The organism is Criblamydia sequanensis CRIB-18, assembly GCF_000750955.1.
GTDB lineage: Bacteria > Chlamydiota > Chlamydiia > Chlamydiales > Criblamydiaceae > Criblamydia > Criblamydia sequanensis.
On the sequence record NZ_CCEJ010000004.1, the window covers coordinates 62,147 to 86,117 of the forward strand.

General features: G+C 37.8%; 17 protein-coding genes. 8 read left to right on the forward strand and 9 right to left on the reverse strand.

The features are described from left to right. Nucleotide 1: 1 nt before the first annotated feature. The 8 genes from bshC to CSEC_RS05105 form a co-directional block, all read right to left on the reverse strand. Entirely contained in the window at nt 2–1,351 is a 1,350-nt protein-coding gene (gene bshC, locus CSEC_RS05070) for a bacillithiol biosynthesis cysteine-adding enzyme BshC (RefSeq protein ID WP_041017369.1), read from the reverse strand. 15 nt (nt 1,352–1,366) lie between these two features. Next, a complete protein-coding gene (trmB, locus tag CSEC_RS05075; protein ID WP_041017370.1) occupies nt 1,367–2,038 on the reverse strand; it encodes a tRNA (guanosine(46)-N7)-methyltransferase TrmB in 672 nt (223 codons plus the stop codon). Between the two features lie 97 nt (nt 2,039–2,135). Continuing rightward, nucleotides 2,136–2,891: a hypothetical protein gene (locus CSEC_RS05080; RefSeq protein WP_041017371.1), complete on the reverse strand. Its 756-nt coding sequence runs from the start codon at nt 2,889–2,891 to the stop codon at nt 2,136–2,138. Nucleotides 2,892–2,955: 64 nt separating this feature from the next. Further along, nucleotides 2,956–4,140 carry a fused response regulator/phosphatase gene (locus tag CSEC_RS05085; RefSeq protein ID WP_053331795.1) on the reverse strand — a complete coding sequence of 395 codons (1,185 nt, stop codon included), beginning with the start codon at nt 4,138–4,140 and terminating at the stop codon, nt 2,956–2,958. Nucleotides 4,141–4,150: 10 nt separating this feature from the next. Further along, nucleotides 4,151–7,198, reverse strand: a complete 3,048-nt coding sequence (locus CSEC_RS12640) for a hybrid sensor histidine kinase/response regulator (protein ID WP_053331796.1) — start codon at nt 7,196–7,198, stop codon at nt 4,151–4,153. A gap of 7 nt (nt 7,199–7,205) precedes the next feature. Further along, nucleotides 7,206–7,775, reverse strand: a complete 570-nt coding sequence (locus tag CSEC_RS05095) for a chemotaxis protein CheW (RefSeq protein WP_041017372.1) — start codon at nt 7,773–7,775, stop codon at nt 7,206–7,208. 101 nt (nt 7,776–7,876) lie between these two features. Next, entirely contained in the window at nt 7,877–8,302 is a 426-nt protein-coding gene (locus CSEC_RS05100; RefSeq protein WP_053331797.1) for a chemotaxis protein CheW, read from the reverse strand. A gap of 29 nt (nt 8,303–8,331) precedes the next feature. Next, complete coding sequence (locus tag CSEC_RS05105; protein ID WP_041017373.1) at nt 8,332–8,541, reverse strand: hypothetical protein; 210 nt, start codon at nt 8,539–8,541, stop codon at nt 8,332–8,334. Between the two features lie 278 nt (nt 8,542–8,819). Here CSEC_RS05105 and CSEC_RS05110 point away from each other — a divergent pair, with 278 nt between their 5' ends. The 8 genes from CSEC_RS05110 (at nt 8,820) to CSEC_RS05145 (ending at nt 21,636) form a co-directional block, all read left to right on the forward strand. Continuing rightward, nucleotides 8,820–9,995 (forward strand): hydrolase, encoded by a 1,176-nt coding sequence (locus CSEC_RS05110; protein ID WP_041017374.1) that lies wholly within the window; start codon nt 8,820–8,822, stop codon nt 9,993–9,995. Nucleotides 9,996–10,060: 65 nt separating this feature from the next. Next, a complete protein-coding gene (locus CSEC_RS05115) occupies nt 10,061–11,428 on the forward strand; it encodes an aminotransferase class III-fold pyridoxal phosphate-dependent enzyme (RefSeq protein WP_041017375.1) in 1,368 nt (455 codons plus the stop codon). A 23-nt stretch (nt 11,429–11,451) separates the two neighbouring features. Further along, nucleotides 11,452–12,462, forward strand: coding sequence for an arginine N-succinyltransferase (locus CSEC_RS05120; protein ID WP_041017376.1), 1,011 nt, complete (start codon nt 11,452–11,454; stop codon nt 12,460–12,462). A 10-nt stretch (nt 12,463–12,472) separates the two neighbouring features. Then, nucleotides 12,473–13,897 (forward strand): succinylglutamate-semialdehyde dehydrogenase, encoded by a 1,425-nt coding sequence (locus tag CSEC_RS05125; protein ID WP_041017377.1) that lies wholly within the window; start codon nt 12,473–12,475, stop codon nt 13,895–13,897. A 49-nt stretch (nt 13,898–13,946) separates the two neighbouring features. Next, nucleotides 13,947–15,296, forward strand: coding sequence for an N-succinylarginine dihydrolase (gene astB, locus CSEC_RS05130; RefSeq protein WP_041017378.1), 1,350 nt, complete (start codon nt 13,947–13,949; stop codon nt 15,294–15,296). An 82-nt stretch (nt 15,297–15,378) separates the two neighbouring features. Next, entirely contained in the window at nt 15,379–17,190 is a 1,812-nt protein-coding gene (locus CSEC_RS12645) for a sensor histidine kinase (protein WP_053331798.1), read from the forward strand. Continuing rightward, nucleotides 17,187–18,776 (forward strand): SpoIIE family protein phosphatase, encoded by a 1,590-nt coding sequence (locus CSEC_RS05140; protein ID WP_053331799.1) that lies wholly within the window; start codon nt 17,187–17,189, stop codon nt 18,774–18,776. Before CSEC_RS12645 ends, CSEC_RS05140 begins: the two co-directional genes overlap by 4 nt. After that, complete coding sequence (locus tag CSEC_RS05145; protein WP_237559208.1) at nt 18,709–21,636, forward strand: FAD-binding and (Fe-S)-binding domain-containing protein; 2,928 nt, start codon at nt 18,709–18,711, stop codon at nt 21,634–21,636. The genes CSEC_RS05140 and CSEC_RS05145 overlap by 68 nt, the downstream gene beginning before the upstream one ends. Nucleotides 21,637–21,640: 4 nt before the next feature. On the opposite strand, the gene CSEC_RS05150 is transcribed toward CSEC_RS05145, so the two are convergent. Then, a complete protein-coding gene (locus CSEC_RS05150; RefSeq protein WP_041017380.1) occupies nt 21,641–23,971 on the reverse strand; it encodes a hypothetical protein in 2,331 nt (776 codons plus the stop codon).

The window sequence follows — 23,971 nt, forward strand, 5'->3', positions numbered from 1 at the left end:
TTTATAAAATACCGTAAAGATGATGGTTCTCGCGCCAAGGAAGAGCTTTTAAAAGCTTGTGGATCAAGTTTTCAGGCAAGTCCTTTTGGAATTCAAAAAAATTGTAAGTTCTTTCCTGCAAGTTAAGCTTGGGATGAAAAAGGTTTTGAAGCGCATGTTGCTGAAATTTTGAAAGGTTCGGCTTTAACTCTTTTAGAGTTTTTGACTCTCCCCTAATCAGTAAGTTAAGGCTTTGGACCACATCGGGAGACAGCTCTTTTGCAGCATCTTTTGGAACAAGGGTTATAGATAGCCTTGGAATAAGCCAAGGCATGGTCAATTGATGAAAATCAAAATAAGGCTTAAGCGCCGACCAGTATTCTAATTCGGAGGGGCCCACAATTTGCGCAGCTGTTGGAAAAATCCTACATTGAACCAAGGGCCTTAAAGCCGCATCAGGGCTTATTTTTCCCTTATTTTCCCGAATAAAATCAAGAAGCTCTTTCTTACTAAATTTTCTATCGCCGATTTTAAATAAGCCGCTTTCAAAGAGAATGCGAACCCTTTTATGATTCTCATCTTTAAAAAAGAGATGGGTCTCTCCAACTTTTCTATGATTCAACGGATAGGGCAAGTTCATCGAAAAGAACTTTTTTTCAATATTTTGAAAAAGCTCTTCGACCTCCTCAAACCTTTCAATCTCATCAAGGAAAAGATCCAACGCCAAAGGCCTAATTTTTGCAGGCTCGATAAAAACAAGGCCTTCTTCTTTAAAAGACTCTGCAAAAAAAGAAGCCATTGCCTTTGAAAAGAAAGCGCCTTCTGAAAAAAAAGTCATTAAGTTCGGTTTATTAATCAGCTCAAGACACTCTTTTATAAGATCAAGATGCTCTTTTCTTAAAACCAAATCCTCGACAAAAACTCCCTTCTCTTTGAAGATAAGCCTTTTTTCAAGAAGATTTCCCTTCTCATCTAAAAAGATCGCATGGTCGATTTCACGAATATCATGATCTTCAGAAGCAATCCAAAAAATGGGGATAGCTTGAAATTGCCTCGCTGTTAAAAGACAGCTAATAGCCTTAAAAAAAGTGTATAAAGGTCCTCCAAGAAGGCCTACTTGCTGACCTCCAACGACAGAAAAGCTAAGCGGATTTTTAATTTTTTCAATATTTTGCGAAGTCTTTTTTGATAAAGCTCCAATCTCTTTATTGTATTGCAAGAGGTTTTCATAAAGAGCCTCTCTTGGATAATTTTTTTTAGATAAAGCCTCGGAAGCTTTATTAAAGCCCTTGTCATCGCTTGGGGGATAAGCATAAAGCCGATCTCTTTCAGAAGGTGAATAGGAAATTAGATTTGATTTTTCGATTTCCATGGAGCGATAGCTTCATTAAATTTTTTGAAAAGTATGCAACCGAATGGTTTTTCCTTTTTCTCGCCAGAGCGAATCAAAAAAAGAAGCGCCATAATCCTCAGGATTAGATAAGTAAAAAGGTTTTTCGTAAATAGATTTAAAGCCCCCATGCGCAAGCGATAGCTCAATGGTTTGATCGGAATAGGCTTCATCATCTGTCACAAAAGTAAAGGAACCGGCGGGTTTTAGGATACGGTAAAGCTCTTTAATGAAATTTTCTTGCATCAAACGATTTTTGGCATGGCGCTTTTTAGGCCAGGGGTCAGGAAAATTAATATAAGCTTTTGACACTGAAGCTTCTTCAAACAAAAATTGGGTTGATTTTTCAGCTTCGCCATAAAGGGCTATTAGATTATTTAGGCTGTAATTTTTAATTTTGGCCCAAATCTTTTTAATCCGTTTAAATTTTATCTCAACGCCAATCCAGTTAATGTTCTTGTCTTGAATGGCTTTTTCAGCAATCCACCCCCCGTTGCCACTGCAATATTCCACGTAAATTGGGTTTTCATTCCCAAAATATTCTAAATCATGGAAACAAAATTTGGTCATATTCTCATTCGGAGCCGGAAAGTATAAAACCCTATCTTCGATTTTAATGGACTTTTCTTCTTCCGATTCAAAAGGGTAAACTAGTTGATTAGGCCTCATAATCTCTCAAAATTAAGATTAAACGTTCTTTAGATATAAAGGAGGATTATTTTATAGAAGAAATCTTACAAATTCAAGAGATTGATGAGATAGAAAGTTAGAACTTCGAAAGCGCATCTTTTTCTTTTTTAAGATCTTCGACCCGTTTCTCTTTAAAGAGATCTTTGACGGAATCTCTCCAGGTCATAAAGGTTTGATGCAAATTCTTGTGGGTTAGGTTTTCCTTAGCTAAATTTAATTTCAATTTTTTGTCATTTTGGACCAGTCTTTCAACAAAAAATTTAAAATCAGGATCAGTTAGCGCTACTTCTTCTCGAATAGTCTCGCTGTTGCTTAAAAACATTTGAGGAAAAATGCAAACTGTTCCAAGAGCGCCAAGGGCTGTAAAGCTCATGATAATGGTCGCAGCCGTAGCTTCCGGTAAAGCAAGCAAGAAAGGGAATAAACCAAAAGGGCCAAGGATGCCAAGAATCATAAAAATCCCGGCAGTAATTAAAAAAACTTTCGCAACCGTTCGATGGAAATTTGCTTTAGATTCAAGTTCTTTCTTTTCAAGAGCCGTTAGGTCTTTAAATACGTAAGGGGTGGCAGCTGATTTTATAACCGTTGGGGTTTTTCCAATAAACTTAAAAAGAAAATTTTTAAAATTTTCAAGTAGGCCGTACTCCCCTTTTTTCCAAGACTCTAGACTGTCAAGGGCGGTTTTTTCAATGTCTTTTAGACTGGAAAGAGCTTTTGAGTGCTTTTCCATCTTTAGGGTTTTGGCCCTTTCAGGGAGCGTCGACTTAATGATGCCGTATCTTTTATCGGCCTCTTCAAGAGAGGTGATTTCATTTCTTAAATTAATGTTCATAAGGTGTAATTTTATCAAAAATAATAATTAAAAGTCATAAAAAAAGATCTATTAATTAAAGAAATTAATCGAAATCAAAGATAATAATAGAATAATCATCGGATAGGACCGGCCCAATGGATAAATTAATAGCCCTCTTTCGAATTTCAATAAGATCCTCTATTAAGGACTTCCGCCTTATTTGTTCGAGACTGTCAATAAACTCGCGATAGGTGTGCATCTCATTATTTTTTTTTCGATATTCAAAAACCCCATCGCTAAAAAGGTAAAGCCTCGCATGAGGCTCAATCTTAACTTTTGCATTCACATATTCTTGGTTTTCAATAGCGCCAATAACAAGCCCGTCCGTCTTTAAGACCTCCTTATCCGGCTGAAAAAGAAGAGCGGCAGGATGACCACCCGAGGAGTAGGTTAAAATTCGATTCTTAAGATCATAAACCCCATACCAGATGGAAAAGAACATATTACGGTGGCTTTCCATGGGAAAAGCATCGTTTAACCGCTCAAGGACGTTCTTAGGATCAAAAAAATCAGTTTTAGGGAGAGTGTTGGCCCCGATGACATTTAATAAGGTAGCTGAAAGAAGGGCAGCCCCTACCCCATGTCCGCAGACATCCAAAAGATAAAAAGCAAAGTGGTTCTCGTCTAAAAAATGATAGCTGAAGGCATCTCCGCCTAAGCTTTCGCAAGGGATAAACTCCCAAACAGTTTTTATGGGGCCTTGTAAGAATTGAGGGAGTTTTTCTTTAACGTATTCAGCGGCATCTTCTAGTTGAAGCTGCTGTTCATTTCGAGCCTCCCGAAGTTTTTGAAAGGCTAGATTCCTCTCTAGGAATCGTATATAGTTTTGGGAGTGATAGCGAATCCTGGCTAAAAGCTCGACTTTATCAGGCAATTTAACCGCATAGTCGGAAGCGCCCGCTTGAAAAGCTTTTTCCTTGATTTTTGGGTCCTCATTAACAGAAAGGATGATTAAGGGAATGTCTTTTGTCAAAGGATTCGCCCTGATATAAGCTGCGAGGGTTAAACCATCAATTTCCGGCATCACAAGGTCTAGCAAAATAACAGTCGGTTTCACCCTTTCAACAAACTGAAAAGCCAAAGAAGGGTCTTTACAATAATGAAAATGAATATCTTCCTGCCCTTCGAAAATTCTCTTGAAAGCCACCTCGCACATCTGTTGATCATCAATCAAAAGAACCGTGGACTCTTTAACGCTTTTTTCAATAAGTTCTAAGGGTTCTACCATTAAATATAACCTATTTAAGAATGGTTTTGATTTCCTGTATCAATGTTTTGTCGTGAAAGGAAGACTTTTGCAGAAATTTTATAGCCCCGGCTTCCAAACAACTAACTTCATCCTCTTTACTCTCTTTATACGAAACAATAATAAAGGGAATATTTTTTAGTTTTGGGTCTTTTTTGATCATTCTTAAAAAATTTAACCCATTCATCGATGGCATCTCAAAATCTGAAATCACAAGATCGAAATCTATTTTTTTTATGGCTTCAAGCCCTTGCTTTACATCCTTTGCCGTTTGCACATAAAACCCTTCCTGGACTAAAACCCTTTTTTCAACGGCGGAAACTGTCGGCGAATCATCTACAATAAGAATTTTTTTCACTTCGCTCTTTTCATAACTTTCCGGAATGTCCAACGTTTTATCCTTATCGCTTTCAAATAAACGATTCACGGACTTTAAAATTTCCTCAACATCTAAAATAAGTAAAGGCGATCCGTCCTCTAGTATAGCTCCTGATCGTATATTTGGAATTTTTCCAAGCCTTGGATCCAAAGGATGTATGATTAATTCCTTCTCATAGAGAATTTCATCTACCATTAATCCAATAGGGTTTTCTGCATCCCCTATGATAACTAAAGGCAAAAGATGGCTATCAGCTTTATCTTTTTCTTGAATTTCTAAGATTTTCCTGGCGTTTAAAACTTTTATTTTTTTATGTCCATCTTCGATAAAGCTGTAGTCTTTTTCATTTAATATTTGGGATTTCGATTTAAATAGTATCTGAGAAACTTTTCCAAGAGCTAAAGCATAGAGTTCAGCGCCAATTCTAATAATAAGACCTTGAAGTAAAGATAAGGTTAAAGGCACCTCTAATTGAATTGAAAACCCTTTTCCTTCCTTGCTTGAAATTGAAATGGTTCCCCCAAGATTAGCCATAGCCTCTTTCACAATGCCAAGCCCCTCCCCTCTTCCTGAAATCTCGGAAATGACTTTTTGGGTCGTAAATCCTGAAATAAAAAGATAGTCTAATAGCTCATCCTCTTCGATTTTATCCAGGGATTCAGATTTAATATGGTTCTTTTCAGAAATCATATTTTTTAACTCATTTTTATTAATGCCCTTGCCATCATCTGAAAAGCGGATGGTGAGAAATCCTGACGTGGCCAAAGCTTCTATAAGAAGAGTTCCTTCGATTGGCTTTAACGCTTTTTTTCTATCTTCAGGGTATTCTATGCCGTGATCTATGGCATTTTTAATTAAGTGATTTAACGGAAGCTCTAATTTTTCTAGAATCTCGCGGTCCACGAGCGTCTCGCCGCCTTTTATTTCAAGCTTCACCTCTTTTTTAAGTTCTTTCCCAAGCTGTCTTACAAATCTTGGAAAGCCTAAAAGACAGTCCATAAAGGGGCGCATGCGAATTTTTAAGGCTTCGTCATAAAGGCGGTTAGAAAGAATTTCGTTCCTATTTGCAAGATCTTCTATTTCAATCGCTCTTAAATTGACTTCTTGTTGAAAAAGATTTATTTCATTCTTCACTGCTTCTTCAAATTCATTTGGCAATTCATTTTCTTGTTTTCTTAGCAAACGCAAGGTCTTATCTGAAAAAGCCATGAATTTTCTTTTTAAATTCACAAGACTCTCAGAAAACGGTTTAAATAAATGGGATTCCACAAGACTTTCATTGATTAGCCCCATAAGGTCTGATAATTCTTTCGCTGAAATACGTAAAATTTTTTCTCTCTTTTTGGTTTCTTTCAGCACATCGGGTCTTTTTATTGAAATCGGATGAAGGGTCTTATTGTCCGGTTCCCCTTTAAACTTGATGATATTAAGGGTGTTGATGTTTTTTATGATAAGTTCTAAATCAGGTTCTGAAGACTTATACCATTTTTGAAACTCGCTTTCAGTGAGCGAGCCTATGGTTGCCAAATAGTCAAGCGCATCAAAGAGAATATCAAGATCAATCGATTCTAATTCTACTCTTTCCTGTAAAGCTTCTGAAAATAGCTCTTCAAGGCTTGTAGAAAGTTTAATCAGGGAATTTAATTCAATGATTTTAGCAACGCCTTTTAAGGAATGAGCCATTTGCATTAGCTTTGAAAGAGCTTGTTTATCTTGCGCTTTATAGGCAATAAGGTTTTCTTCAAATTGCTTGGAGAGGTCTTCTATTTCAGCAAAAAATAAAGCCGCAATTTTTTGATCCGGAAAGATAACGTTTTGGCTAAACGGTTTCTCAACAATTTGTGAAATCGACTCCACTTTTAGGGGGGGCTTTACCGTCTTATTAGCGAGAAGATGGGAGAAAATTTGAGAAAGAGTTTCGATTGTTTTTTTCTTTTTCTCAAGCCATGGTTTGAGGCTCTCAAAATCCGTGCCAATAAATTCTTGCAAGATGCCAATCGACTCAATGATAAGATCATAATGTCCAAAAGTCCAGGTCAGCTTATCTTCTTTAGCCGCTTTAAAAACGTTTTCGAGCATGCTTGTCAACATGACCATTTCTTTTAGCTTTAATTTTTCAAAAAGAGAGATGCCGGTTCTTGAAAGCTTCTCCATATCGGAGATGATTTCCTTATTATTGAAGTCGACTTTGATATTTGGAATTAGCTTTATTAACTCTTCAATCAACTTTTTAACAGATTGTTCAAGACCTTCTTTATATTCCCCTTTTTGAGCTCCAAAATTCTCTTTTTGCAAGGCCTCGTTTAATTCATTTATTTCTTTTTGAATTCCTTCATAAAACCCTTCGAATTCTTCAGGGGGGGCCTTACTTAAACTGTGCAAAAGGATCATGAGCTTGTTAAAATAAATATCTTCTTCTTGCTTCCAAATTGCTTTAGATGCGGTTTTATTCTGCAAATATTTTAAATAAGCCTCGATAAGGCTCTTAATTTCCATAAGAGAAACAAGATTTGATTCTTGGCCGATAGCCATGAGAGAAAATTTAAAATCGAGAATAAGAAAGTTGCCGGATTTAATTTGATTTAAAGCCTCCTCGATTCTGCCCAAATTGACTTTCAAACGGCTTTGATAATGAGAAGCTAATTCAGGATAAATTTTCATAGCTAAATTAACCAACCGTTAGTGAAAGGGATTCAAGAAGCTTTGTTTCATCAATAAGAAACACTTCGTTTTTATCTATGTGAGTTTTCCCTAAAAGATAATGTGAAAATTCAAACTCTTCGCTAGAGGCTTTTATCTTTTCTTCGCTTATTTCAAAAACTCCTAAAACCTCATAAGAAGAAAAAACCCAATCTGAGGGAGCTTCACCAATCAAAATAAATTTGATGTTTTTATCGTTTTTATTTTGTTTATCTGCTTCTAAACCAAGTACGGTCTCTAAATCAATATAGATCTTTAATTGACCTGAAACATTAATAATGCCTTTTAAAACAGGGCTTGGCCTAAACGGAATGGAATGGGTGGATCGCCTATTGAGCACTTCCTGTATGATGTGAGCTTTTAGTCCAAACCACTTGGTTTGAAGCTTAAAAATAAAATAACTGATTTGATGAGGTGCGAAAGAAGCCTCTTCTTTTTCTTTCACTTTTAGAGTGAATTCTTGAAGAAAGGCTTCCGTTAGCTGTTTAGAAAATAAATTTTTTGAGGAAGCTCCTTCCTCTTTTTTTTGCTTTGACATTTGTTAATCTTTTTAAAAAAATTAAAATTTCAATCAATTACATTTATTTTTTTATTTTAACAAAAAAAATGAATTCTTAAGAGAAGTTGTTCTAACTATCTTTAGGTAAGATTTAAAGTCAGAAGTGTTGAAAGCTTTTTAATATTAATGATTTGCACTTTCTTACCCGATGTAAGAGCCATGCTTTCAATAAATGCGCTTTCGCAGTTTTCATCGATTTTTATTTCAAATTCAGGGATATCAATGATTTCAGTCATTTTTTCCCCAAAAATACCAAAGCTTAACTCTTCTTTTTCCTGAGATATCAGGGCAATTCGGGAGCTTAAAAGAAGCTCACTAGGTCGATTTAAAGTTAATATTGAAAAGTCAATAACAAAGACAGGGTCGCCATGATAATTCATAACCCCTTTTACAAAGTGAGGAGAATTAGCAATTTCTGTTAACAAAACAAATGGAAGAACTTCTTTAACGAAATGACAGTTGATAGCGTAAGCTGTTTCCCCGCAGAAAAAAAGAAGGTGTTGCAAGGTATTTAAGCTCCGGGGTAAGCAAAGTTTTATGAAAACAAGGGGATTTCCTCGTTTTCTTCTTCGAGATGATTTTTTGCTCCGTCAATTAAAAAGGCCGCAAGGGCCGGGTCTCCATCGAAGCTAAAATTTACATTCATTCTTCCGACATCATCCGGTTCATCGCATGTGATAATTACATAACAAGCATGTTTTCCGTCTAACATCTTTCTATATTTTTCATGGAAATCTTTTTCCATCCTTAATCCCTTTTAAAGCCTAGGAAAAGCATTATCTCTCTTGTATTTATTATGAGAGTTTCAATAACATCAAAAGCTTTAAGGCTTTCCTTTCACGAATAGCTTTCTTAAATTTCTTATCGCAAAAGAGTTATGTTTTTCTCATCCCAAAATCTTAAACAAAATAAGTTTTAAGATCTTGTACTAAGCCACCATTTAATATAAATCTGATTACGCTTCAACAAAATTATCCATAATAAGAAAATAAAAATAAGATTCCACTTTCAAAAGGACTTTAAATGCATTCAGATCAAGAAGAAAAATGGATTGATCGCTGGATTTCTTGGGCTGACATCAATACCGGAACTAAAAATCGGGACGGCATCAATCATTTCATTCAACGGTTGAAAAAAGACTTTTCTAGCTTAGATGGAAGGGTTGAAGAGCTTATTCTTCCCTCTTATATTACTTGGGAAAAAGGAGAGCTCATTTCAAAAGAGCCTGGAAATGCCCTTAAAATAACTAAAAGACAAGACTCTAAAAAGAAAATTCTATTTTCAGGCCATCTTGACACGGTATTTGAAAACGATTCTTCTTTTAAACACGCAATCCGATTAAATAATCGGCTGATAGGGCCTGGGGTCGCTGATATGAAAGGCGGTTTGCTTGTTCTTCTTAAAGCGCTAGAAATTTTTGAAAGCTTGCCGGCAGCTTCACAAATAGGATGGACTATTTTATTGACTCCTGATGAAGAAATAGGTTCCCCTTCTTCTTATTCTCTTCTTGTTGAAGAAGCTAAAAAGCATGATTGGGGTTTAGTTTTTGAGCCGGCTTACAGCGATGGCGCTATTGTTAGCGCAAGAAAAGGGTCCTTGAATGCCATTATTCAATCAAAAGGTAAAAAAGCCCACGCAGGCCGTGATTTTTTTATAGGCGTCAATGCTTTTGATCCTTTAATTGCTTTTGCTGAAAGAGCTTCAAAAATTTCCTCCGAAACCAAAGGGGTCTCGTTAAACATTGCCTCTTTAGAAGGAGGGGGTCCTTTTAATATTGTACCCGATAAAGCTTCTTTGAGCTTTAATTTTAGGGCCTTAAGCCCTGAAGAATTTGAAAAGGGCAAGCAAGAACTCAAAAAACTTTATCTTAGGCTTCAAAATGAATTTGCTTCCCGGCTTTCGTGGCATACTCTTGCAGAAAGACCCCCTAAACCTTTTGATGATAAGCATCAAAAGCTTTACGAAAAACTTGAGACAGCCGCAAAAAAACTATCGCTTCCACTATTTTTTCGAACAAGCGGCGGGGTTAGCGATGGTAACTTATTTTCAATGGCAGGGCTTGCTACAATCGACACTTTAGGGGTTAAGGGTAAAAACCTTCACACTCACGAGGAAGAAGCGGACATTGACAGTTTGTTTGAAAAAGCAACGCTTACAGTTGAATTAATTAAAGAATTAGCAATTTCAGACGTCTCGTAATAATTTTTTTGACTTCATTCTATTACAGTGCGATATAGGTATTTGGAAGAGGCTTTGAGAATCCTATGAAATTGCATGCTGAAAAATTGTTTAATGACCCCAGGGTTAAGGAAGCTACGAAGTTATTAGAAGATGCTTTAAGCGAGCATAAATCAGCCCTTAAAAAAGTCAAGGCTCCCGATAAGGAGCTAAAAATCTCCTATAAAAAGCTAATCGATAGCTTCTCCCAAGTTAGAGGGGGAAATTTATGGTATCCCTATTTAGGAAGCGGACTTGGCAACGGTGCTTTAGTAGAGCTTCTTGACGGAAGCGTGAAATATGATTTCATTTCCGGAATAGGCGTTCATTATTTTGGACATAGCAATCTTGATACCATTGCCCCATCGATCAATGCCGCCATTTCTGACATCTTAATCGAGGGCAACCTTCAACAAAATAACGACTCTTATCTTCTTTCAGAATTATTTTTAGAATTATCCGGCATGGATCACTGCTTCTTATCAAGCTCAGGCGCAATGGCTAATGAAAATGCCTTAAAAATTGCCTTCCAAGCAAGATTTCCGGCAAAACGAATTTTGGCCTTTGAAAAAGCATTCGCCGGCAGAACTTTAGCTCTCTCTTCAATAACAGATAAACCTGCTTTTAGAAAAGGGCTTCCTCAAGCCATCAACGTGGATTATCTTCCATTTTTTGACCCGGAAAAAGAGGAAGAATCTTTAGAAAAAGCATTAAAGGTCCTAAATAGCCATCTTGCAAGATACCCAAATGACCACGCCCTTCTTATTTTTGAACCGGTTCAAGGAGAGGGAGGCTTTTATCCGGGAGATGAACGCTTTTTTAAAACTCTTTTTAAAAGAGTTAAAGAAGAAGGCATTCTTATCTTCTCCGATGAAGTTCAAACCTTCGGAAGATTGGATACCCCCTTTGGATTCCAGTCTTTTCATCTGGAAGAATTTGTCGATTTAGCCACAATCGGCAAATTATCATTAGTTACAGCAACTCTTTTTAAAGACAAAATAAAACCGGGACCCGGGCTTTTGAGCCAAACTTTTACAGGAGCTACCTCCCTTATAAAAGCCTCTCTTCTTTTGATGTCAAAATTAAAAAATGAAGGTTTTTTTGGAAAAAACGGAAAAAATTTCCGGATAAATGAGTTATTTAAAAAAGAGTTTCAAAAACTTGAAAAGCAATTTCCGGACAAAATCAAAGGTCCCTTTGGAATAGGAGCCATGGTTGCTTTTACCCCTTTTGACGGCTCAAAGGAAAAGGCTGTAGCTTTCGGTCAAAAACTTTTTGAAGCCGGTGTTATCAGCTTTATTGCGGGAGATCATCCGACAAGAATCCGATTTTTGCCGCCTGTCGGCGTTATAACAGAAGACGATATATTTAAGGCCGTTGAAATCATAGCAGAGACTTTTAAAAACAGTCCCTGAACCAAGGATTTTTAAAGAAAACTATGTTTATATTAAGATCCCTAGTTGCCAATGACCATTCAAGCCTATTTGAGCTTGCTATGAAAGCACACTCCGGGGTTACAAGCTTGCCGAAAGACCGCAATTTATTAAAAAAGAAAGCCATCTCTTCTGAAAAATCATTTTTGAACCCTTTTGAAAAAAATAAAGAGCATATCTTTCTTTTTATCCTCGAGGATCTGGAGGAAAAAAAACCGGTCGGTGTCTCAGGCATCTATACCAAATCAGGAAAAAGTAGATTTCCTTTTCTCTATCGGCTCGAAAAAATATTTCCTTCAAGTGACCCTCTTTTAAAAGCCCCTTCTTATAGCCTTTTAAAAGCATTTAAATATGAGGAAGAAGTGACAGAAATCGGCTCCCTTTTTCTTGAAAAGACAAGCCGGAAAGAAGGGCTTGGAAAGCTATTATCTCTTGGGCGATTTCTTTATATGGCCGATAATTTAGAAAAGTTTGATAAAAAAACAGTCGCTTCTTTAAGAGGGATTTTTACAGAACAAGATGAATGCCCTTTTTTTGATGGAATCACAAAAAAATTAATAGGGCTATCTTATGAAGAGGCTGTTTCACTTGTTTATACAAGACGTGAATATCTTGAAAAAATCCTCTCTCCTTACCCTATTATTGTCGATCTTCTTCCTGAACTCATTCAAAAATCAACCTTAGGGATCCATCCAAACACAATTCCTGCAAAAATCATGCTTACAAAACAAGGGTTTGACTTAAATAACTTATTAGATCCTTTAGATGGAGGGCCTTTTATTGAAGCTAAAACCTCTCAAATTGATGTTCTTAAAAGCAGCTTTTTAACAAAAGCCACAAGCTCGCCTGAGAGTAAAGCATCGCTTGGTCTCATCTCAAAACAAAATCCTTTTAAAGCCCTAATTGCAGAATATTCAATAGATGGGCAAAAGGCCTCTTTAGAAGAAAAAGTCATGAAAGCCCTTGAGATCACCCATGATGACATAATCCGTGTTTACCCGTTGAAAAAAAAATAATAGAGCCCTTATGAAACCAGACTTTAAAACCTTTTCTAAATGCGATAATTCTCTTCTTTGGGAAGGGGTTAACACTTCAATAGATGGCATTGACAGGACAGTAAAGCTTGCCAAAACCACCTTTAAAGAATGGTCTAAAACCCCTCTCAGCGAACGATTTTTATACCTTCAACAATTTCAAGATAAGTTGATCGCCAATAAAGATTCATTTGCCAAACTTATTTCAGAAGAAGTCGGAAAGCCATTTTGGGAGTCCAAGACTGAAATTGATGCGATGATACGAAAAATTGATATCTCGGCCGCCGCCTTCAAAACAAGAATCACGCCCTTAAAAAAGAAAAATGGCAAAATCGCCCTAAGCACTTTTTTTAAACCTCATGGCGTCCTTGCCGTTTTTGGCCCATTTAATTTTCCCGGCCACCTTCCAAACGGCCACATCATACCGGCACTTCTTGCAGGAAATACCATCATTTTTAAACCAAGTGAAAAAACCCCGGCAACAGGCGAGTTTTACAAAAAGCTTTGGGATGAGACCGATTTACCAAAAGGGGTTTTTAATTTAATCCAAGGTGGAAAAGAGACGGGCCAAGGCCTATCCTCTCATAACGGTCTTGATGGCCTTCTTTTTACCGGAAGCTTTAATGTCGGAAAAGAACTATCCAAACTTTATTCAAACACTCCGGGAAAATTACTTGCCCTTGAAATGGGCGGCAATAACCCTCTTGTTGTAAGAGAAATTCAAGAACTTAATGCAGCCGTCTTTATTATCATTCAATCCGCATTTATCACGACAGGCCAAAGGTGCAGCGCCGCAAGACGGCTTATCTTACAGGATTCAGAATGGAGCGAATATTTAATCGAAAAACTGATTAAAGCCATCCATAAAATAAAAATAGGGCCGCCAAATCAAATTCCTGAGCCTTTTTTAGGCCCTTTGATATCAGATGAGGCTGCGCAAAACGTATTAAAAATTGAGCAAAAGCTCATCCACCTTAATGGAAAAAGCCTTTTGCCTTGCGAGATACTAAAAACGGGGAAAAGCTATATCACGCCGGGACTTATCGATGTCACTTCCTGTAATGAAAGAATCGATGAGGAATGTTTCGGCCCTCTTTTACAGATCGTAAGGGTTAAAAATTTTGATGAAGCGATCGATGAAGCCAACCATACGAACTATGGGTTGACAGCCGGACTGATTAGCCAATCAAACTCAGAATGGCAAGAGTTTCAACATAGAATAAAAGCTGGCGTTTTGAGTTGGAATGTCCCAATGACTGGCGCAAGCAGCGAATCTTCTTTTGGCGGTCTAAAAAATAGCGGAAACCTTAGGCCGAGCGCTTTTTTTGCTGTCGATTACTGCAGCACACCGATCGCCTCTTCTGAATCCTACACTCCCATTCTTCCAAGCTCAACCCCTGAATGGTTAAAAGATTAGAGCTAAAAAATAATAAAAATGCTTTGATAAAAATAAAAATGACGATTCCATGGAAAGCTATGAAGTAAATTTTGACGGGCTTGTCGGGCCATCGCATAATTTTAGCGGTCTTGCCTATGGCAATCTTCCTTCCATGAAAAATAAGGATTATATTTCTAATCCCAAGGAAGCCGCTCTTCAGTGCCTTCAAAAAATTCACTATCTGTCAGACTTTGGACTTATCCAAGGAGTTTTTCCCCCTCAGGAAAGACCCCATCTCCCGACTTTAAGGGCCTTAGGTTTTACAGGTAAGGATGAGGAAGTCATTTCAAAAGCCTATAAAACCTCGCCCGATCTCTTTTTTAATTGTTCATCATCCGCTAGCATGTGGGCTGCTAACTCAGCTACCGTTACCCCTTCTGAAGATAGCGAAGATGGAAAAGTTCATATCACACCGGCAAACCTTATCACTGAATTTCATAGAAGCATCGAAACTCAAAACACGGCTTTGGTTTTAAAGAAAATTTTCCATAACCCTCTTTATTTCAAACTTCATGAACCTTTGCCGGCAAGCCTTGTCTTTGCAGATGAAGGAGCGGCAAACCATCTTCGATTCTTTAAAGAACCCGGGGATTTGGGCTTGCATGTCTTTGTCTATGGAAGGTCCGTTTACCAAAAATCTACGCTAACTCCGGGGCGTTATCCGGCAAGGCAAACCTTGGAAGCTTCCCAAGCTCTTTCAAGAAATCATAGAATTTTTCAAAATCGATTGCTTTTTCTTCAGCAAAGTCCGAAAGCTATTGATCTTGGAGTTTTTCATAACGATGTAATCTCAACCTCAAACAGGCTCTTTTTCCTCTATCATGAGTCGGCCTTTGTAGGGAGCGCTTCAGCACTAAAAGAACTAAACGAAAAGGCTGAAAAAATTTTTGATGAACCCCTTCTTTGTTACGAAGTTAAAGAGGAAGAGGTTTCCTTAAAAGAAGCTGTTGAAACTTATCTTTTTAATTCTCAAATTATTCAAAAAGATAAAGAGTCTATGGTTTTAATAGCTCCTATTGAGTGTCAAAAAAACACCAGGGTAAGAGCTTTTTTAGAAAAACTTACTCAAGACCCTGCGACTCCAATCAAAGAAGTGGCCTATGTGAATGTTAATGAAAGTATGCTAAATGGAGGCGGCCCCGCTTGTCTTAGACTTCGAGTTCCTTTGAAAAGAATTGAGGTGGATGAACTTTTTCCGAATGTTCTTTTTTCACAAAAACTCTATATCCGCCTTTTAGATTGGATTCATAAGCACTATCGAGATAGGCTCTCGCCGAAAGATTTGGTCGATCCTAAATTTATTCAGGAAAACCTAAAAGCCTTGGATGAGGTGACCAAAATTTTGGGACTTGGCTCTATTTATTCTTTTCAAAAATAATAATTCATCTAAAAGCTTCAAAATAAATCTTGCTCCCTCGTTGCCCTTAAGGTTATAAACAAAAATAAAAAACAAACGTTCCATGTGTGCCAGCCCAGCAAATGATTTAGGAGCGGCCAATAAAAAAAGGCCTCCTAACCCTGCCATTAAAGACAAAGTCTCGTTTACTTTTTCCTGGATAGCCATTGTCATTCGAGGAATTGTTGGAACGATCGTTTCCTTATTTGTTTATTCTCAAGCTCTTAGAATAGAAAGCGAAGATACGTTAGGAAGATTTCTAATGCTGTCTTCTTCCGAACACACTCTTTTAAAGAAACATCTGCAATATTTTTTAAAAGATTTAGAATCCACCGGCTATTTATATAAAACTGATTCTAACGGAAGCAAAAAAGAAGCCTTTCAATTTATCGAAGATCGTATGAGAGGGAATGCTTTCATTGAATTGATGCGTTGGATTCCAAAAAACAAAAATCCCTATAATAATTTGGATTCTATGGAATCCCAAGCTTATGAAAAAGCTATTTCTGCAAAAGAAGTGAGTGCCGCCATCAAAGTGACGGATCAAAATTCACCAGCATCGCAAACTTTACATTTAATTGTTTTCGTACCCATTCTAAATAAATCCGATCTCGTCGGGGTCATGCAAGGAATGATTGATGTCAGCGTTTTAATTAAATCAAGCATTCTAGCAGGCTATGAAAGCGCGATGAATGTCTTTATTTACAGGGGGGTTAAAGATCTCGACTCCAAACCTCTTTATCGCTATGAGGGAGAGCCGGCCGCTGTCAAAGAAATTTCTTTGGAGAATCTTCTGAATGAGCCCTATACCGAGCATAAAAGGCTTTCTTTTGCCGATCTGAAACTGGATATGGTTTATCAAGCAACTGCAAGCTATACAGAGCACACCTGGCAAGCTTTTATTGCTTCAAGCATCGGTTTTTTAATAACTTCTGTGATTGTGGTCACGGCTTGGATTTTGCTTAAAATAGAAAAAAGGCAATTTACAAATGTCTTGCATGAAGAGCATGTTCAGGAAATGGAAGTGGCGATCGATCAGCTTGAAACTACAAAAAATAGACTGGTTGCCCAAGAAAATTTGGCCTCTCTTGGTGGTTTGACAGCCGGAATTGCGCATGAGATTAAAAACCCTTTAAACTTTATCAATAATTTCTCCCTTTTATCAGTAGATCTGGTTAAGAGACTGGATAATTTTGTCCTCAATAATTCCAAGGTTCTTAATCAGGAAGAGATGGAGGATCTAAAAGAGTCTGTGAGAACTCTTCAAGAAAATATCAATACCATCCATGAGCAAGGAAAAAGAGCAGATACTACCATTCAAAGGATGCTCGCCCACTCAAGAGGGAAGCCCGGGGATTGGGCAAGCACAGACATTCATAAACTCTTAAATGAATACATCAACTTTTCCTTCCATGGAATGAGAGCTAAGAATTCTAACTTTAATGTGAAAATTGAAAAAGAATTCGATGAAAATGTAAAAAACATAGAAGTTGTCGCAAGCGATATGAGCCGTGTTTTTTTAAATTTGCTAAACAATGCTTTCCAATCGGTTGAAGAGAAAAAAAGAATCTCAAAAGAAAACTATGTGCCTCATGTTCTCATCCGAACTCATAACATTGGAAATTATTTAAGGATCCGAATAAAAGATAATGGAATGGGAATTAGCGAAGAAAACAAAACCAAAATCTTCACTCCGTTCTTCACAACAAAACCGCCGGGGGTAGGTACGGGTCTTGGCTTATCGCTAAGTTATAATATTATTGTTAGGGAACATGGGGGCTCTTTGACCTTTGACACTAAAGAAAATGAGTTCTGCGAATTTATTATTACGATCCCCTTGAAAGCGAAAAAAGAAAAAGAGGTTGTTGTCACATGAAAATAATGGTTGTCGATGATGAAAAAGCTACACAACCTCTTTTTATCCAAAGATATAAAGATGAGATTCGGGAGGGGATTTTTGATTTTTATTTTGCTTTTTCAGCAGAAGAAGCCCTTAAACAATTAAGTAAAGATGATCCTAATGCGGTTCTCATTCTTTCAGACATTAACATGCCCGGGATGAGCGGTCTTCAGCTGCTTAAAACTTTAAAAAATATGTACCCGAAAGTCCCGGTCATGATGGTGACAGCCTATGGTGATGAAGCAAACCACACAAAAGCCATGGCCTATAAAGCTGATGGGTTTGTAAATAAACCGATTGATTTTGCAGCTTTAAAAGAAAAAATATTAAAGTACTCTCCCCTTGGCAAAAACACTGCCGCCCTAAAATCAAAGCCTGTGACCACAACTAAAATTCTTGTGGTCGATGATGAACCTGCCCTTGAAGCTTTAATCCGCCAAAAATTTAGACAGCAAATTAAAAACCAGGAAATGGAGTTTATTTTTGCATCCAACGGACGAGAAGCTCTTGATGTTTTAAATAAAGATGAAGAAATCGGGATTGTTTTAACAGACATTAACATGCCTGAAATGGATGGTTTGACTCTACTTTCTAAAATTAAAGAAAAGAACCGGCTTTTTCGAACGGTTGTAATTTCAGCTTATGGCGATATGGAAAATATACGGACAGCCATGAATCTTGGGGCAAGTGATTTTATAACAAAACCAATCGATTTAAAAGACCTTGCCACCACACTTGAGAAGATAACCGATCAGTTTAATTCTTTGAAAGAAGGCATCATCGCACAAAAAAGGATGATCGAATACCGTAAAGAATTGGAAATTGCAAGCCATATTCAGCAAACGTTTATACCAAGCAACTTTAATCCCTTCCCGGAATCACAAGCTATTGAAATTTTTGGGAAAATGTTCTCTGCAAAAGAAGTTAGCGGTGATTTTTTTGACTTTTTTCCTATCGGCGAAGATAAACTTGGATTTGTTATAGCAGATGTTTCAGGAAAAGGGGTGCCGGCTTCTCTTTTTATGGTAATGAGTAAAACCCTAATGCGCTCGGCAGCTCTTGCGAATCCCTCCCCCAAAGAGTGTTTAAGAGAGGTCAGCCACTATTTATGCTACAACAATGAATCCGCGATGTTTGTCACAGCTTTTTATGGAGTGTTGGATATCCAAACAGGGTCACTTACTTATTGCGACGCAGGCCACTTGCCGCCTTATATACTTACAAAGAACGGGACAGTAAAAAAATTCTCAAAAAATGGCGGCATTGCCCTTGGGGTTATTGATGATCTTGAACAGGAAAACTCTCTTTACCTGGAAATAACTATCCAGCTATCTCCGGGTGACATGATTATCCTCTATACCGATGGTATTACCGAAGCTGTCAACAGCAATAACATCGCTTATCCGATTGAGCGCTTTGAAACCCTTCTAAAGCAAAATGTAAATCAGGATATCGCAAAAATCATTAATGATCTTAAAGAGGATATCGAATCGTATGTATCGGGCGAGCAATACGACGATATCACCCTTCTTTGCATCAAGTGGAACGGGCCTTCTAAATAGAATGGAACAATTTTTTGATGAGATCAGACAAAAAACAGAAGGCACCCTTTTAGTCGATGCTGTTTCAAGAACTGTCTACAGTGTAGATGCTTCTATTTACGAGCTTGAACCGTTAGCCGTCTTTCTGCCTTCTTCTTTAAAGGATCTAAAAGAAGCTCTAGTTATTGCAAAAAAATGGTCTATCCCGATCACTCCAAGAGGCGCGGCCACTGGAATTACAGGAGCCTGCCTTGGGAAAGGCCTTATTATTGATTGCTCAAAATCTCTTAACAAAATATTGGAAATTGATATTGCCCAAAAATTTGCAATTGTTGAGCCGGGAGTGGTTCAAGATGATTTAAATCATGCTTTAGCTTCGCATAAATTTAGGCTCGGGCCTGATACTTCTACCGGAAACCGAGCCACAATAGGCGGGATGCTTGCCAATAATGCTGCCGGATCGAGGTCTCTAAAATATGGGCGCATGGTAGATCACATTGTTGAAGCCGAGCTCCTTTTAGCAAGCGGCCAAACCCTCTATCTAAAAGCCATGACTAAAAAGGAAGCTTTAGAAAAATCAAAGCTTTCCGGAGAGGAAGGCAGAATTTATAAAACGGTTCTTTCTATTCTAGATCAAAAAAAAGAAGAAATCTTAAAACGCTTTCCAAACATTCCAAGGCATGTCTCAGGTTATGGCCTGGATTTTCTATTAGAAGAGACGGATACCTTTAATCTTGCAAAGTTAATTGCTGGCTCGGAAGGCACCTTAGGTGTTGTTTCTAAAATAAAATTAAATATTGTTCCGGATCTTTTAAAAACCTCCCTCACAGTTATTAGCTTTAAGAACCTGGAAGACCTGTTCATACATATTCCATCCCTTCTAAAATTCAATCCTATTTCCTTGGAGCTTATTGACGATCATATTTTAAAAGCCGGAATAGACACTCAGGAGTTTTCCTGGTACGACCCTGATCAAACCAAAGCCATCTTAGCCCTTGAATTAGAAGCTGAAAGCTATGATGAGCTACAAGTAAAAGAAGATGAGCTTTATCATTTTTTGAAAAAGTCAGGCTTAAACCCTTCTATTCTTAAAGAAGCAAAAATTCAAAAGAAGCTATGGGAAATTAGAAAGGCAGGTCTTGGCCTTCTTCTTTCTAAAAGAGATTATAGCAGATCGGTTGCCTTTCTTGAAGATGTCTCAATAGACCCAAATCAGCTAGCCGGCTTTATGAAAGAGTTTTTAACTTTACTTAAAGAACACGGAAAGGAAGCAGGAGTATATGGGCATGCTGGGTCAGGTTGCATGCATATCAGGCCTTATATCGATTTACGTTATGAAAAAGAGAGGCTTCTTCTCAAAGATTTGATGGAAAAAACAGTTCCCCTCCTCCTTAAATATAACGGCACTTTAAGCGGTGAGCATGGAGATGGTTTTATAAGGTCCTGGCTTAATCCAAAAATATTCGGAGAATCACTTTACGAGGCTTTTTTAGAGATTAAAAAGGCTTTTGATCCGGACTTTTTGATGAACCCCGGAAAAATTGTAGACGGACCCGATCCTTTAGAAAATATCAGAAAAAGCCCGGAAGATGGGAAGATGGCCACTTTCTTAGATTTTAAAGAAGAAGGGGGATTTGAATTATCCGTAGATCTTTGCAATGGAAATGGTCTTTGCAGAAAAAAAGAAGGCGTCATGTGCCCCTCATTTCAAGCGACAAATGATGAGCGGGACACAACAAGGGCGCGGGCTGTCACTTTAAGACGGCTCCTAAGGGGGGATCTTGGAAGAGAAGGCCTTGCAAGTGATGAACTCATGGAAGTGTTAGACTTATGTTTAGAGTGCAAAGGCTGTAAAACAGAGTGCCCATCTCACGTAGATATGGCGAAAATGAAATCGGAAGTTCTTTATCAGAGGAATCTAAAGAAGGGCGTTTCATTAAGAGACAATCTTTTTGGAAAAATAGGCGATCTTTCAAAGTTTGCTTCTCTTTTTCCAAAAACTTCTAACAAACTTAAAAGTAAACCCTTTATTAAAGAGTTTTTGAATAAAATCGGGCTCACACCCTATCGTCCTTTACCAGATTTTGCTATCACTCGTTTTTCAAAACTTGCTAAAAAAAGAAACACCCCTTCTCGTGATAAAACTCAAATTGTTCTTTTTAATGATACCTTTAATGAATTCTATTGCCCTGAAATAGGCATGAGCCTTCTTTCTTTATTTGATAAAATGGAAGTCGATGTCATCATTCCAAGCTATAGTTGCTGCGGGAGAACTTTAATTTCCAAGGGCCTCTTGGAAGACGCTTTAAAAAAAGCCAAAAAATTGGTTGAAACCTTTTATCCTTATGCTGAAAAAGGAATCCCGATTGTCGGCATAGAGCCAAGCTGCATCCTGACTTTAAAAGAAGATCTGGTCTCTTTAGCCGGCAATAAAGCTCCCCATTTGATAGAGCCTTTAAAGCAAATTGCTTCTGTATCGATGACCCTAAGTGAATTTCTTGTGAAACATTTGAAATCAGAACCACATCTTTTAAAACCGCTTTCCTTATCAAAACTTGAGGTCTTTATTCACGGACACTGTCATGAGAAGGCTCTTTTAGGGATGCATCCGGAGCTTGAGGTCCTTTCCTATTTCCCATTTATCCATCCAAAAATCATCCCTTCTGGCTGCTGCGGGATGGCGGGTTCCTTTGGGTATGAAAAAGAGCATTTTGATCTATCCCTGAAAATCGGCAATCTTGTTCTATTGCCTTACATCGAAAAGCTAAATGATGATGCCATCCTTTTAGCCAATGGTTTCTCTTGCAGAAATCAAATAAGCTTTGGGACTCAAAAAAAAGCTCTTCATTTGGGTGAAGTTCTTAATATTTTAACTTCATGAATAACTAAAGTTGGAAAAGATCAAACCTGTTAGACCCGATTCTACTCATATTGTTCGAACCCCAAAAACGATTTTCGTGTATTTTTGCCAAAGAATTTCCCGGAGCATCTTTTAATTTAGGAAAAAGAGCATAGAAAGAAACGCCATTGGCATTAAATAGAATGATTTTTTCCTTAGTATTAGGGCCAAAAGATTTTGTGGATTTTATTTCTCCCTTCTCAAATCCTGCCGCTTGACCTGTAACAAAAACTTCCACCCTGATACCAAAAGCTTCTGCAAATAACTCAAGCTCAAGCTCGCCTAAATCAAAGTCTGTTATCTCACTTTGACCCGGCCTTAGTTTTACAGCAAGACCTTGAAGATGCTCGGCATATTGTTCCACTGTCCAACCGGCTTTAGATCTCCCTGTAAGACGAGTGTGCTCGCTCACTTTTTCTTGCCAAGCCTTTCTATTTTGAGTAAGAAAAGTGAGAAGCGCCTCTTTAATCCAATTGGGGTTGATCTGTTTTTTTTGATTGGCTCCCTGAAATAGGGAAATCGCTAGGGCTGAGAAAAGACACCCCGTCGCCTTTGGACCTGTTGGTACTTCCACATGAATCACATGAAAATGGCCTTGAAGCTGGCCAAGAGCTTTTTCTGCATTTTTATCCAAAACAAGGTTGACCTTTGTTGCAGCCTTAATATAAAGGCCGTTATAAATCCCCTCCCACGTTAGAGAAAGAAGCTTTTTAGTTGACTCAATCACTGCTATTGCTTGTGCATCAAGGGTTGCAATGATTGGAAAATCGATTAAATTCCATTCAATAAGAGGCTCTTTTGCAACAATTGCTTCACACCCTTTATAGAAAGGCTCTTTCGTTTCATCGGTTGCAAAATCGTTCCACTTTAAATTTATAACATCCTTATAGCGCTCTTTAATAAGGAAGGCTATTTCATGTATCAATTCCTCGGCAACCCTAAAGAGTTCCCTATTTTTAGGGACTTCTTTTATTTTTCTTGCTTTTTGCAAAGCAAGGTCATCCTCCGGGATTAATCTTTCCAAAAGGAGGATTTTAAAAGCTTCAATCAATTCTTTGGATTCAAGCTGATGAAGAGCTCTCTTGCAGCCTACAGGGTCTACTCCCATAGTAAGCTCCGGGATATTAATAGGTGAGAAGTCATCCAAGTTTTTAAAGAGAATAGTGACCTGTCCCTTTTCATCTTTGACTTTATAGGGCCTAGAGGAAGCGACTGATAGCTCCCTATTATTTAAAATTAGTTTTTCATTACCGCTGCAATCGGTATCTAAAGCTCCGGCATCAATTATAAGAAAGGCCATATATTTATAGATAGCCATGAGGTTATCTTTATACTTTAGTTCAGCGCCTAAACCTTCAACCTCTTGAAGTTCTTCGATCATCTTGCAACTATTATTGAAGCGGATGCCGATTCCCTGAGATTCAAGATGGGGTAATTCAGAGTCTACTGTCCAATCAAAGACAGAACTTATAAGCTCTGGCATTGTTGCTTTGTTGTTAACATGGGTTCCTTGAGTCGTCTTAGTAACTTTTGGAATCCATCGACCCCCTTCAAATACGGGCTTCACAATCTCACGGTATTTGCCATCGATATTAAGAGGCTCATCCGGGCCTCCTTTATAAGCGGAAGGAATCCACTCCGTTGTAAACTTACTTTCCTTTGGGAGCGTCTCACCTTTTCTTTTGTTTTCAACAAGCTCTAAAAGCTTGGTCCTCAATTCTTGATTTTTCTCTTCCAAATGTAAATAGGTTGAAGAGGGAAGAGGTCTTGTAAATTGATCTACGGAGAGGTTAAGTCGATAGCATTCTTGTATAAAACCGGCAAGCTTTGCGTCATAGATCATGGCTAATGGTTCTTTCTTTTGAGCTGCTTGCAAAACTGAAGCTTCAATATTTTTACAAGCTATACGGTTTTCTTGGTTTAGTTCCTCTATTTTATAGTTTTCTATATTATTGAGCAGCAAACCGAAAAGTCCCAAAGTCAAAACATTTAAAAAAAAGATGCCTATCGCTTTTAAAATAAGGATAGCGACATTCGTTGTTTTCTCAACTTCTATATAGCTATACTTAGAAAAATTAGAGATGGGAAAAGCGGCATTCATTTTTGCCACAAGTTGTTTTGGAGGATCTTGTGAAGCGGCATTTAAATCCATAAAAGCCGCGGCAAGTTTCCCTTCATTCAATTCAATGGGATAGCATGCTTTATATAGGTTTATGGCTTCTCTCACATTCGGGTTGCTGTCCAAATAATTTTGAGGATCAGGAACCAAGCAAGGATAGTTTTGAGAAAAGGGAGGAATTAAATTTTCAAAGGACAT